This is a genomic window from Candidatus Symbiopectobacterium sp. NZEC151 (assembly GCF_025962655.1).
GTDB lineage: Bacteria > Pseudomonadota > Gammaproteobacteria > Enterobacterales > Enterobacteriaceae > Symbiopectobacterium.
Genome location: NZ_JAGFPE010000002.1, coordinates 171,755 through 184,951, shown reverse-complemented (window position 1 = coordinate 184,951; position 13,197 = coordinate 171,755). Strand labels below are relative to the sequence as shown.

13 protein-coding genes are annotated in these 13,197 nt (G+C 51.1%); 2 read left to right on the top strand and 11 right to left on the bottom strand.

Going from position 1 to position 13,197, the window contains the following annotated elements:
* Positions 1-207 precede the first annotated feature (207 nt).
* On the top strand, positions 208-1,593 hold the full coding sequence (locus tag J5067_RS08965; RefSeq protein ID WP_264650937.1) for a glycoside hydrolase family 28 protein: 1,386 nt from the start codon (positions 208-210) through the stop codon (positions 1,591-1,593).
* A gap of 402 nt (positions 1,594-1,995) precedes the next feature.
* Here the strand turns inward: J5067_RS08965 and ybaK are convergent, their stop codons facing one another.
* The 8 genes from ybaK to J5067_RS08925 form a co-directional block, all read right to left on the bottom strand.
* Positions 1,996-2,475 (bottom strand): Cys-tRNA(Pro)/Cys-tRNA(Cys) deacylase YbaK, encoded by a 480-nt coding sequence (ybaK, locus tag J5067_RS08960; RefSeq protein ID WP_264644961.1) that lies wholly within the window; start codon positions 2,473-2,475, stop codon positions 1,996-1,998.
* 28 nt (positions 2,476-2,503) lie between these two features.
* Positions 2,504-3,319 carry a TraB/GumN family protein gene (locus J5067_RS08955; RefSeq protein ID WP_264645086.1) on the bottom strand — a complete coding sequence of 272 codons (816 nt, stop codon included), beginning with the start codon at positions 3,317-3,319 and terminating at the stop codon, positions 2,504-2,506.
* 116 nt (positions 3,320-3,435) lie between these two features.
* On the bottom strand, positions 3,436-3,894 hold the full coding sequence (locus tag J5067_RS08950) for an NfeD family protein (RefSeq protein WP_264628135.1): 459 nt from the start codon (positions 3,892-3,894) through the stop codon (positions 3,436-3,438).
* Positions 3,884-4,807: an SPFH domain-containing protein gene (locus tag J5067_RS08945; RefSeq protein WP_264628136.1), complete on the bottom strand. Its 924-nt coding sequence runs from the start codon at positions 4,805-4,807 to the stop codon at positions 3,884-3,886. Before J5067_RS08945 ends, J5067_RS08950 begins: the two co-directional genes overlap by 11 nt.
* A gap of 213 nt (positions 4,808-5,020) precedes the next feature.
* A complete protein-coding gene (locus J5067_RS08940) occupies positions 5,021-6,685 on the bottom strand; it encodes a methyl-accepting chemotaxis protein (RefSeq protein ID WP_264650936.1) in 1,665 nt (554 codons plus the stop codon).
* A gap of 560 nt (positions 6,686-7,245) precedes the next feature.
* Complete coding sequence (locus J5067_RS08935; protein WP_264650935.1) at positions 7,246-7,593, bottom strand: hypothetical protein; 348 nt, start codon at positions 7,591-7,593, stop codon at positions 7,246-7,248.
* A gap of 13 nt (positions 7,594-7,606) precedes the next feature.
* Positions 7,607-7,801: a hypothetical protein gene (locus tag J5067_RS08930; protein ID WP_264645095.1), complete on the bottom strand. Its 195-nt coding sequence runs from the start codon at positions 7,799-7,801 to the stop codon at positions 7,607-7,609.
* A gap of 21 nt (positions 7,802-7,822) precedes the next feature.
* Positions 7,823-8,347 (bottom strand): hypothetical protein, encoded by a 525-nt coding sequence (locus J5067_RS08925; RefSeq protein ID WP_264628083.1) that lies wholly within the window; start codon positions 8,345-8,347, stop codon positions 7,823-7,825.
* Between the two features lie 379 nt (positions 8,348-8,726).
* Between J5067_RS08925 and J5067_RS08920 the strand changes: the two genes are divergently transcribed.
* Positions 8,727-9,056 carry a hypothetical protein gene (locus tag J5067_RS08920; protein WP_264628084.1) on the top strand — a complete coding sequence of 110 codons (330 nt, stop codon included), beginning with the start codon at positions 8,727-8,729 and terminating at the stop codon, positions 9,054-9,056.
* Positions 9,057-9,225: 169 nt separating this feature from the next.
* Here J5067_RS08920 and yfaE read toward each other — a convergent pair whose 3' ends face one another.
* The 3 genes from yfaE to nrdA all read right to left on the bottom strand — a co-directional run bounded on the left by yfaE (position 9,226) and on the right by nrdA (position 12,994).
* The gene (gene yfaE, locus J5067_RS08915) at positions 9,226-9,486 is read right to left on the bottom strand and encodes a class I ribonucleotide reductase maintenance protein YfaE (RefSeq protein WP_264628085.1); all 261 of its coding nucleotides are present in this window, start codon (positions 9,484-9,486) and stop codon (positions 9,226-9,228) included.
* A 4-nt stretch (positions 9,487-9,490) separates the two neighbouring features.
* On the bottom strand, positions 9,491-10,621 hold the full coding sequence (gene nrdB, locus J5067_RS08910; protein ID WP_195314691.1) for a class Ia ribonucleoside-diphosphate reductase subunit beta: 1,131 nt from the start codon (positions 10,619-10,621) through the stop codon (positions 9,491-9,493).
* An 87-nt stretch (positions 10,622-10,708) separates the two neighbouring features.
* Entirely contained in the window at positions 10,709-12,994 is a 2,286-nt protein-coding gene (gene nrdA / locus J5067_RS08905; protein WP_264650934.1) for a class 1a ribonucleoside-diphosphate reductase subunit alpha, read from the bottom strand.
* Positions 12,995-13,197 lie beyond the last annotated feature (203 nt).

Here is a 13,197-nt window from a genome sequence, read left to right as displayed (position 1 = left end):
TTAAGAGGGCTTGCGGATTGGCAAGCCCTCTTTTTTTATGCATCTCGCTCATCAATTGCTCGGTGTGCTTTTGTGATGGACATAACAGTTAAATGTTAGCGATAACATTTTTAGCGCGCTCAGGATCACAAACGTGATCTGTCGTTGTTTTTTATTGAAAAGCCTTTGATATTTTATTAAAACGTCTTTTCAATAGAGGGTGTTGGAATGAAGAAGGGGTTTGTTTTGTCATTGCTTGGCGCATGTATTGCGGTCAGTTCTCAGGCGGGTGCCGCAGCCTTACCTGCCGTTGTCACTTTTACCGATAATGGCAAAGTGTGCGATGTCACGCAATATGGCGCGGAAGGCCATCGCCTGCAAATTGCACTGAATACGGATTCATTCCAACGCGCTATCGATGATTGTGCGGCCGCAGGCGGCGGTACGGTGTTGGTGCCGGAAGGCAACTATCTGGTCAACCCGCTGTTTCTGAAAAGCAATGTGCGATTAAATCTGGCGAAGAACGCCACCATTGTGGCTTCTACAGAAGAAGCGGCCTACCGTGCCACGGAGCAGACCAAATACGCCGAGGCGGAAAATGGCTGGTTGCCGTTTATCAGCGTTGCTGATGCCAAGAACGTCGCCATCACCGGTGAAGGTACCATTGATGGTCAAGGCGCTGTGTGGTGGGAACGCTGGCGTGCCAACATTCGTGCTACGGGTAAGAAAGGCGGTACCGATCGTCCGCGTTTGATCTACATCACCCGTTCCAGCAACGTGCTGGTGGATGGCGTTACCTTGACGCATTCACCGAGTTTCCACGTGGTGATGCGTTACGCGCATGACGTCAACGTCAACAACACCAAGATCCTGTCGCCCTGGCATGCACCGAACACCGATGCCATCGATCCTATCGACAGCCAGAACATTCGTATCACCAATAACTTTATTGATTGTAACGACGACCACATTGCCATCAAAGCCGAGAAGCCAGATGAGCGTTTCCCTGACGGCGTCGTCGACAATATCTATATTGCGAACAACGTGTTGCGTCAAGGGCGCGGTATTTCTATCGGCAGCGAAACCTCCGGTGGCGTGAATAACGTGCTGGTGGAAAATAACCAGTTCGAAGGTTCGATGTACGGTATTCGTATCAAGACGCTGCGCGGTAAAGGTGGTGAAGTGAAAAATATCACTTACCGCAACACCAAAATGGTCGATGTTGATATTCCGTTGGTGTTTGCAGGCTACTACAAGGCGGCACCCATTGTGCAGGCCGAAGTGGACAAGCTGCTGGCAGAAGGCGGTTTCACCATGGGTGAACAAATTTACCCACCCGATACCGATGCCAAACAGCCGTTTGATAAATACAAGACACCGCATTTTAGCAATGTGACGATCGAGAACCTGGAATCAACCGGCAAAAGTAAAGCCGCTGCGTACATCATTGGCGTGCCCGAAGCACCCTTGAGCGGTTTCCATTTTGACAACGTGCGTATCGATGCCGATCAGGGGATCCGCGTGCGTAACGCTGAAGTGCAAACCAAAGGCTTAACCCTCAACGTGAAGCAAGGGCCGACGCTGTTGGTCGAAAAAGGGGCCAAGGTCGATTAATTACCCGTTCTGAAGCGGTGGCAGGGGACACACTGGCCGTGGAGTCCTCTGCCATCAGCTTCTTTTACGCTTCATACTTCACGCCGTGGCGGCGTTGGCTGCGCTCAGTCACCCGAATCGCTTACTTGAGTAAGCTCATCGGGATTCCTTCGCTTGCCGCCTTGCCACAACGCGAATTATTTCGCGTAAAACGGGGGGACTTCACGCCGTGGCGGCGTTGGCCGTGCTCAGTCACCCGAATCGCTTACTGATGTAAGCTCATCGGGATTCCTTCGCTTGCCGCCTTGCCACAACGCGAATTATTTCGCGTAAAACGGGGGGACTTCACGCACGCCGTGGCGGCGTTGGCCGCGCTCAGTCACCCGAATCACTTACTTGAGTAAGCTCATCGGGGTTCTCCCACTAATCCCGCTTGGCAATATCACTAAATGACGCTTTCAGCAGGTGCGCCAAATCGGCGGGTGCGAGCCCGATATCCAATCCGCGTTTGCCGCCGGAAACGTAGATCACCGGGAAGTGCTGCGCCGGTTCATCAATGGCCGTCGGCAGCAGTTTTTTCTGCCCTAAAGGGCTAATACCACCCACCAGATAGCCTGTAACCCGCTGAGCAAGTACAGGATCGGCCATATCCGCTTTTTTGGCACCAAAGGCACGTGCCACTTTCTTTAAATCCAACTGCCCAGAGACCGGGGTGATGGCAACGGCCAAATGCTTGGCATCGCCGTTCAGCGATACCAGCAGGGTTTTATACACCTGCTCTTTATTCAACCCCAGCTTACGCGCGGCTTCTTCGCCAAAATTGGTTTCGTTTGGGTCATGGTCATAGCTGTGAAGCTGGAAAGCGACCTTATTTTTTTCCAGAAGTTTTACTGCGGGTGTCATGGTGCTCGTTCCTTAGTCAATCCCGTCGTTATCGCGCTGCACTGTCAGGTTGTAGCAGGGAAGGCAGGCTATTATCGCCATACAGATGCAACGCACCGACAGCCACCACATAATCTCCGGTCGGCAGTGCCTGCAACTGATCGCGCCAGCGGGTATTGCGCTGACGCATCAATACCTCGGACAAGGCGTGGCTGAACGTCGCCGGAATAGCGGCAGCGGATTTTGCTGGCGGTCCTTCCAGCCACCAGCCAGTCATCACCTGAAGCAGGCGTGCATTAACGTGCCAGTGATCCAGCGTATCTTCCAGCAATACTACGCCCCCCTGCGGCAATTGTCGCAGCATGGCGAGCTGTTCCTGCTGGCCCTCAAGCTCAATCACTGGGATGTTTTCCGCTTTGGCGGCCTGAATCAATTGATAGTCGATGCCATATTGAGGCCGCAAGCCGAGCGATTGCGCCTGCATCGCCTGGAGCGTCAGCGCGGCGTGCCAGGCGGGAAGATGCTCGAAGCGGGCCACGCTAAGCGCCAGCGCTTCACAGTGCTGCTGGAACCGCTGATAGCGTTCTGAGTCCAGACGCTCTGCCAGCGGACGCGGCTCGTACTCTTCCTGCAACGGCGACCCCATATCGGAAATATCGGCTTCAACCACCAGTGCAGTTGATTGCCTCAATTGTTGCAGCAACACCTCCGGCAACGGAGACATGGCTTCGCTACCCATATGAATACTGCCCACCAAATGCAGGCGTCCGCCCTGTGGCAGAGAAACATCCAGTGCGGGGTAGGCATAGGCGACCGGGGAAATTAATCCTAACCAGGTGGCCAGTTGGCGCAGTAACGGCATGATTTATCTCCATCAACCACAAACGCCCATGCTAACCGCTTGCGCTGCGCGAGGATACTGCCATAAGGATGAAAAATCCCCAGCCCCTGTTGTGGGGTGGGGATAATGGGGAAGGGGCGTTAAACCTTGAGGGCGCGAACGTGTAACGTGATGCCTTCGATGGCAATCACCTCAACCGCCGTTCCAGCGGGTAAGGCATCATCGGCTTTTACTCGCCAGGTGCTGTCACCGATTCTGGCACGGCCTATGCCATCGACTACGGCTTCCGTGAGTGTGGTGCGTACCCCGATCAATTGTTGACTGCGCTGGTTGAGCACAGTGGTCTCAATCGTGCGACGCGCACAGTTGCGTAACCAGTACCACCACAATATGGCTATAGAGATGGTCAATAGGGCAAACAGCGTGCCTTGCCACGCCCAAGGTAAAGGCAGGCCCCAGGTCAGCAGACCGATGATAACCGCGGAAACACCGCTCCACAGCAGATAGCCGCTGGCACCCAACATCTCAGCCGCCAACAGCAAGCCGCCAAGAGAGAGCCATAGCCAATGCGCATTCTCCGCGAGTAACTCAACGTCCATCTTTACTCCGCGTATTGCCGCTTTCTTTGATCAGTTCTGCAATTCCGCCAATGGCACCCATCAGGTTACTGGCTTCCAATGGCATCATAATCACCTTGCTATTGTTGGCTGAACCAATCTGTTGTAGCGCATCGGTGTATTTCTGCGCCACGAAATAGTTGATCGCCTGGATATTGCCGGAAGCGATAGCATCGGACACCATTTGTGTGGCGCGGGCTTCTGCTTCTGCTGCACGTTCTCTGGCCTCGGCCTCAAGAAAAGCAGATTGCCGTAATCCTTCTGCTTTGAGAATTTGTGATTGTTTTTCCCCTTCGGCTTTGAGAATAGCGGCCTGCCGTACCCCCTCCGCTTCGAGAATGTCAGCACGTTTGGTTCGTTCCGCTTTCATCTGGGCGTTCATTGACGCGACCAGTTCGGCAGGGGGGCGCACATCGCGGATCTCGATACGTGTAATCTTCACGCCCCACGGGCCGGTGGCTTCGTCTACGATATGCAACAGCCGGGTATTGATGCTGTCTCGTTGAGACAACATTTCATCCAGCTCCATCGAACCGAGTACGGTACGAAAGTTGGTCATGGTAAGGTTTTTGATTGCCAGTTCCAGATTACTCACTTCATAGGCGGCGCGTGGCGCATCCACGACCTGAATAAAGCAGACGGCATCGATCGTAACGTTGGCATTGTCCTTGGAGATAATTTCTTGTGATGGAATCTCAAGCACTTGTTCCATTACATTGATTTTACGTCCTATTCTGTCCATGAATGGAATGAGGATATTTAAACCCGGCATCAATGTCTTGGTGTAACGGCCAAAGCGCTCCACCGTCCACTGGTAACCTTGCGGTACTATCTTGATCCCGGACCATACAATAACCAGCGCGACAAATATCAATACGGGAATCACACTTAGCATGGTTTTCACCTCCAAAGGTTGTTTTAAAAATAATGCACTGAAATAAAAGTGTATTTTTCTTCATCCTGAAAAAGTCATTCTAGCGCCGTCGGGGTGTAAAACCTATCTTTTCGCAGGCGTAATCGCGCGTTGTTATTGACGCATTATCTGAAAATAGCAAAAACGAGAGGTGAGGCAAGAAGGGGCGTCAATACGCCCCAGTAAGCGGCAGGATTAAAAAGTTGTCCAGTTATCGTTTGAGGATGTCGTGCTGGGACTCGTGCCCGCAGCGGCCAGCAGCGGTGTTTTTGTCGCTGCTGTCGGGGCCGTTACGGTCGTTGAGCCGGTAGGCGTAATGACAAACACCGCTACGGCATCCGTCAGACGCTGCGCTTGATGTTGCAACGACTGTGCGGCCGCAGAGACTTCCTCGACCAGCGAAGCGTTTTGCTGTGTTGACGCATCAAGCTGTCCGACGCCAATGTTGACCTGATCGATCCCGACGCTCTGTTCCCGGCTGGAGTGCGCAATTTCCGACATAATGCTGCCCATGTGAGAGGCGTTGGCGCTCAGGTTCTTCATGGATGTTTCGGCACCTTCTACCAGCTCCATCCCTTGTTGTGTCGTGTGCACGGCATCGTCGATCAACACTTTGATCTCTTTTGCCGCGGCGGCGCTACGCTGCGCGAGATTACGTACTTCGCTGGCAACCACGGCAAACCCGCGACCTTGTTCCCCTGCACGAGCCGCTTCAACCGCAGCGTTAAGAGCCAATATATTGGTTTGGAAAGCAATGCCGTCGATCAGGGCGATGATTTCCACCATGTGATTGGCAGAGTCACGGATTTCATGCATTTTGCTGGCGGCATCGGACATTTTGCTGCCGCTGTTTTTCATCTCTACGGCGGCATCGTTCACCAGCGTATTGGCCTGTTGGGTGCTTTCTGCGGTGTTTTTGACGGTAGCCGCCAACTGGTTCATTGATGCTGCCGTCTCTTCCAGAGAACTGGCCTGTTCTTCGGTGCGGCCAGACAGATCCAGGTTACCCGCCGCAATCTGTGCGGTAGCGGAGGCAATGCTGTGTGCACCATCGCGCAGTTGCCCGACAAGCTGCTGAAGATTGGTGGTCATCTTGTTCAGCGCATTCAATAAGATACCGGTCTCATCTTTACGCTGATGGGCGATCGATCGCGTCAGGTTGCCCTGCGCAACGGACTCCGCCAGTGACACCGCTTGCTGTAAGGGCAGCACCACGCTGCGTGCTGTCACGAATGACAGCGTCAGGCTGATAACGGCGCCTGCGAGAATAATGCACAGCAATATAATGCGAATGCTGCTGTAACTTTGATTAACCGTTTGATCCGCCTGCCACATCCGGTATTCGGCTTTGCTGATGAACTGTGAAATATCTTTTTTGAGCGCAGTACCCAGAGGCCAGGTCACCTCAAGTGCCTGATGGCGTAGGTCCTGACGGTTTTTCGCCAGATTCAGCAGTGCGTCGCTGGCTTCGGCAAACTTACTGTAATCCTGCTTGATGGTATTTAATGCCGCAGTGAGTTCAGCATCGCCCTGTACAGAGTTGCTGAGCGTCGTAATATGTTTAACGATAACGCTGCGATCTTTTTTGATTTGTTCAACCGTAGTGTTGATGTTATTTTCATCATTTTCTGCGGTCAGGGCAAAGAAAGCGGATTGGCTAATAAAGACGTTATTTAAACTGCTCATGACATTGTTGGAGAGCATCACGGTAGGATAATTTTTCTTTACTACGGCGTCGATGTGTTCGTGAAAACTTTTAAGCCCGCCAAAGGCCAATGCACCAAAAATAAGTAGAATAATCAAGCTGGATATAGAGCCGATGGTTAGCCGTGTAGCGATTTTCAAATCCGAGAATTTCATGCGCTTCCCTATTATAAGTATTTGGAAATTTATATTCAGGTGAATGTAATGCAGGTCAGACTAGCCTATGGTGTGATAAATAACCGAGGAGTATATAAGCAATTTTTTGATTTTTTTATATCGATTTCATCCTAAAAATTCTACAACGGTATGAATTACGATAAAAAATCTTGCGTTAATAATATTTCTGAAGCGATAAATTTATCGGGTGAATAATGCTGTGTGGGAAATATGTAGCGTGGTTGAATAGTTGCTTTTTTGAATAGTTACAGTTGTGAGCTAATTTAAAAAAAGGCCCTTTATACGGGATAAAGGGCAAACAACACCAGGGAAAGAAAATGATAAAATAAACGCTTTCATCGGGATGTCAGGGGTGACTGAGTGATAACCTCTGAACGGAATACCCCGTGAATAAAGAATCACTATACCCGTCATACTTCAAGCTGCAGGTGCGTTGGCTGCGCTCATTCACCCGAATCACTTACCTGAGTAAGCTCATCGGGATTCACTCCCTTGCCGCCTTCCTGCAACTCGAATTATTTAGGGTATACCTACAATACTTATTTCAAATCGCCCACAAATTGACCATCTCGCATTAACACTACTCTTCCTGTTTTATAGAAAATCACGGTGTTAAGCCCTTGAGAGTAAACTTGCGCATTTTCATTGTGCTCATCCAGCGCTGCTGGCTTGCCATCGACGGTGATGATGCCATCTTTCGCACGGTTCACCGTAATGCCAAACCCTTTCCACGAGGATTTTAGCGTTTGCTTTTGTGCCACCAGAACACTGTGCTGTGAGTTATCCGCTGCGTGCGTCTCACTGTTTACCGGAAAGCCGTAGCTGGTAGCGGTAACCAGTGAGCTTGTTAATGCCAGTGCGGAAATCACTAACCGATTGGTTTTCATTCTTTTTTACTCCTTAACGCACGGCGTGTGCGGCATTTTCCAGCGCCTGTTTTTCTGCGCTGGCCGCCATGGTTGACTGGCGATTCTTCTCCGCGATGTAACAGGCATCGCGGCTGACGCCCTGGGCTTGACACTCTGCCATGCGTGATGCCTGTGAGGAACAACCGGCCAGCATAACGACAGCGATCAGTGAAATCTTGTTAATCATAGAAATAACCTGTTGTGACTTTCATGTATTTCTCAGGTGACTAAAGTTACCGTTGAGATCGTCAATCTGTTGGCTGTTGTCAACGGTACGAGCGTGCGTGGCTTTGATTGCTGAATGCTCTTCTGTGAGCACTTGGGTCGTGTTATCTGCCAGCGTTTGAATCTGCTCACTGTAATAAATGCTTTCTATCTGCTGTTGTTTCGCCAATTTTCTCACGCTTTTGTTTGCGGCCTTGATGGCAATGCGGTTAGCTGTGATGACTTTGCTGTGGTCATCAGCAGGTTGAGCATTGGTTTGAGTCTGCGTCGCAGGCGTGGCCGCTGATAGGGTTGCGTTCCGTTGCTCTACGTAGCGTTCACTATGCGCTAACCTTTCTTGCTGCTGTGTTTCATGATTCCAAGGATGATTTCCTGAAAGCTGATGGTTTGCAGTGGCAAAATAAGCATCAGCGGCCTGTTTGTCAGCACCAGACAAGCCAGCAAAAGCAGGCACACAAACCGCGCTGATGATAACTGCCAGAATAGAGCGAGAACATGTTTGTTTCATTTGTTAATTTCTCATTAAAATTAACGCGCGAGTCTGTTTCTCTCGTGGCGTAATTGTCGTTTATATTAGAAAGGATTTTGGTTTACGTTGTGCGGAATTTACGCCACGTGTTTTGTGATGTAAAGCACGTTTGATTGCGGATTGTTGTTCTTTATCCCTCATTTATTTCCAATGGAAACTGATTTGGTTTCTTAATGGTGCGATAATTGTTCTCATTTGGCACTGAGGCGGAATGGATCGCAGATAACGAGTTGTTTTTGCTTGTGAAATAATTCTGGTTTCTGATGGGTAAATGAATTTGATGCTGAAATATGCTATCATCGGTTTCTTTGAGAAATATCAATTTTTGCCGGGGTTAGAAACAGACAGGTGAAAGTAAATGAATGATTTTGAAGAGATTTTTAATGAGATGGGAATTGATAGGGCGCTGTTACCTATCCTTTTTCGCTCGAATCGGTCAACGGTTCACAAATATTTAAGCGGCGAGAGTCTCGCGCCAGCATCAGCCATGTCACTGATTCTCTTGCTGCAACTACTTCAGAAGCGCAGCCCTGAGCTGTTTGCAGAATGGCTTACGCTGAGTGACTTCACCATTCCGCCTGAAATTTATTTAAACCAACCTGATTACTGGAAGGGTTGGAAGTTCACAGAGCATAAAGTGAATAAAGCGGTGTTGCAGTACCTGAAAGACAATGTTGAAAAAAAATAACACCGCGCTAAACGCGAGCTTAACGCGGTGGCAATGCATCCGCTAAATAATCCTGACAGGGAAAGCGAAAGGGCGTTCATCGTTGAAAGAGGGTGAGCGCCTTTTTCTTACCGGATAAATCTGTTTTCGCGCTGATTCATCCGCCTTTACCGCATCGGTCATTGATTGTTCACAACTCCAACTCAATATCATTCACCGGCATGCAGCAGCACGGCAAAATTTCATCTTGCTGTACACAGGCAAGCGGCGTTTGGCGATAGGCTACGCGACCTTTCACCAGCCGTAAGCGGCAGGCACCGCAATAGCCCGAGCGGCACTGATACTCCACCGGCACGCGATGTTGTTCCAGCACATCCAGTAATGAGGCGGCGCTGTCGTTGCTGGCAAGTTGCGCGCCTGAGACGCGCAGTGTGATGGTTGAGGTGCTCATCGGCTTAGAGCTGGAAGTCACTCAGATCGTCGGCGTTGATTTCAGAATCAATTTGGCCGACCAGATAAGAACTCACTTCCACTTCTTGCGGGGCAACCTGCACGTTGTCAGAGACCAGCCAGGCGTTAATCCACGGAATTGGGTTAGTGCGCGTTTGGAACGGCAAGGGCAATCCCACCGCCTGCATGCGGATATTGGTGATGTATTCAACGTACTGGCAGAGAATGTCTTTGTTCAGGCCAATCATCGAGCCGTCGCGGAACAGGTATTCCGCCCACTCTTTTTCCTGCTGCGCCGCCAGCACAAACAGGTCGTAGCATTCCTGTTGGCACTCTTCGGCGATTTGCGCCATTTCCGGATCGTCCTGGCCGGAACGCATCAGATTCAGCATATGTTGGGTGCCGGTCAGGTGCAGCGCTTCATCGCGGGCGATCAGTTTGATGATTTTGGCGTTGCCTTCCATCAGTTCGCGTTCGGCAAAGGCGAATGAGCAGGCGAAACTGACATAAAAACGAATGGCTTCCAGCGCATTGACGCTCATCAGGCACAGATAAAGCTGTTTCTTCAAGGCATGCAGATTGACGGTGACGGTTTTACCGTTCACCTGATGCGTGCCTTCGCCCAGCAGATGGTAATAGCTGGTCAGTTCGATCAGATCGTCATAGAAAGAAGAGATGTCTTTTGCGCGTTTCAGAATCTCTTCATTGGTGACGATATCATCGAACACCAGCGCCGGATCGTTGACGATATTGCGGATAATATGGGTATAGGAACGGGAGTGAATGGTTTCTGAAAACGCCCAGGTTTCTATCCAGGTTTCCAATTCAGGGATGGAGATCAGCGGTAACAGTGCGACGTTCGGGCTGCGTCCTTGAATGGAGTCCAGCAGCGTTTGGTATTTCAGGTTGCTGATGAAAATGTGCTTTTCATGTTCCGGTAGCGCCTGATAATCGATGCGATCGCGAGATACATCGACCTCTTCCGGACGCCAGAAAAAGGAAAGCTGTTTCTCGATCAGTTTCTCGAATATTTCATATTTTTGCTGATCGTAACGCGCGACGTTAACGGACTGACCAAAGAACATCGGTTCCAGAAGCTGATCGTTTTTATTCTGTGAGAAGGTAGTATAAGCCATAGGGCTGTATCTCCAAAAAGGGACAGGAGGCGTTTCACCGCCTCCTGAAAAAGACTTACGTAAACAATACCCTACGCGGGAAGCGGTTTAAATCTTGCAGGCACCGCCTTCGCAACCGTCATCCTGTGCGTCGGTTAGGATATCTTCCTGAATGTCTTCCGCGCCGTCACGGGTGTTTTGATAATACAGCGTTTTCAACCCGAATTTATAGGCGGTGAGCAAGTCAGTCAGCAACTGTTTCATCGGCACTTTTCCTGACGGGAAGCGTGCCGGATCGTAGTTAGTGTTGGCAGAAATAGCCTGATCGACAAACTTTTGCATCAGTCCAACCAGTTGCAGGTAGCCGTCATTGTTCGGCATTTCCCACAGTAACTCGTAGGCATCCTTCAGGGTTTCATAATCCGGCACCACCTGGCGCAGAATACCGTCTTTTGACGCCTTGATGCTGATGTGTCCGCGCGGCGGTTCAATCCCGTTGGTGGCGTTGGATATTTGTGACGAGGTTTCCGACGGCATCAACGCAGAGAGCGTGGAGTTACGCAGACCGTGTGTTTTGATACTGTCGCGCAGCGCTTCCCAATCGTAATGCAACGGTTCGCTGCAAATGCCATCCAGATCGCGCTTGTAGGTGTCAATAGGCAGCACGCCGCGCGCATAGGTGGTTTGGTCAAACCACGGGCAGGCACCCTGTTCGCGCGCCAGCTCGTTTGACGCTTGCAGCAGGTAGTACTGAATGGCTTCAAAAGTCTGGTGCGTCAAGTTGTTGGCGCTGCCGTCGGAGTAGCGCACACCGTTTTTCGCCAGATAGTAGGCGAAGTTGATGACGCCGATGCCGAGCGTGCGGCGGCCCATGGCACCGCGTTTAGCGGCCAGAATCGGATAGTCCTGATAGTCCAGCAGGGCATCTAGTGCACGTACTGCCAGGCGTGCCAAATCTTCCAAATCATCCAGGCTATTCAATGCGCCAAGGTTGAACGCGGAGAGGGTGCAGAGCGCGATCTCGCCTTTTTCGTCGTTGACGTCTTCCAGAGGATGGGTCGGCAGTGCAATTTCCAGACACAGGTTGGACTGACGCACCGGTGCGATGGTCGGCTCGAACGGGCTGTGGGTGTTGCAGTGATCGACATGTTGAATGTAGATACGGCCGGTGGAGGCGCGCTCTTGCATCATCAGCGAGAACAGATCGACCGCTTTCATGGATTTCTTGCGGATGCTGTCATCTTTTTCATACTGCTGATACAAGCGTTCGAACTCGTCCTGATCGGCAAAAAACGCGTCATACAGGCCGGGCACGTCAGAGGGGCTGAACAGGGTGATTTCTTGCCCTTTGACCAGACGCTGATACATCAGCTTGTTCAACTGTACGCCGTAATCGAGATGACGCACGCGGTTGCCTTCCACGCCACGGTTGTTCTTCAGCACCAGCAGGCTTTCGACTTCCAGATGCCACAGCGGATAAAACAGCGTCGCTGCACCGCCGCGCACGCCGCCCTGTGAACAGGATTTCACTGCGGTCTGGAAATGTTTATAGAACGGAATACAGCCGGTATGGAACGCTTCACCGCCGCGAATCGGGCTACCCAGCGCGCGGATACGACCCGCGTTGATGCCGATACCGGCACGCTGCGAAACGTATTTCACGATAGCGCTGGAGGTGGCGTTGATGGAATCCAGGCTGTCGCCGCACTCGATCAACACGCAGGAGCTGAACTGACGGGTCGGGGTACGCACGCCGGACATGATCGGCGTTGGCAGCGAAATCTTGAAGGTAGAAATCGCGTCATAGAAGCGTTTGACGTAATCCAGACGCGTTTCGCGCGGGTAACCGGAGAACAGGCAGGCGGCTACCAGTACATACAGGAACTGGGCGCTTTCGTAGATGTCACCGGTGACGCGGTTTTGCACCAGATATTTCCCTTCCAACTGCTTAACCGCAGCGTAAGAGAAGGTCATGTCGCGCCAGTGATCGATGAAAGCGTCCATCTGAGCGAACTCTTCTGGCGTGTAGTCCTGCAATAAGTGGGTGTCGTATTTGCCCAGTTCCACCATGTTGGTGACGTGATCGAACAACGCCGGCGGTTCAAACTGGCCGTACGCTTTCTTACGCAAGTGGAAAATGGCCAAACGCGCGGCCAGATATTGGTAGTCCGGGCTGTCGCGCGAAATCAGATCGGCGGCGGCTTTGATAATGGTTTCATGGATATCGGCAGTCTTGATGCCATCATAAAACTGAATGTGGGAGCGCAGCTCTACTTGAGACACTGACACATTGTGCAGGCCTTCTGCTGCCCAGGTAATCACCCGGTGAATCTTGTCCAGATTGATGCGTTCTTTGCTGCCATCGCGTTTGGTTACTAGCAGGCTCTGGTTCATGTGGTGTAGTACCTATCCGTTTTTCCTATTGCAATAGTGTTTTCCCCGATCGAAAACGCACACGACAGTCTAGTGCTGCGGTGTGTGGAGGAAACACTACATATAGGGGGTTTGGTTTAGAATGATAACAAGATAGTGAGAATTTTCGGCTATTGCAAGTGAACAAAACACACTGAAATTGTGGATAACATGGGGAGGAATTG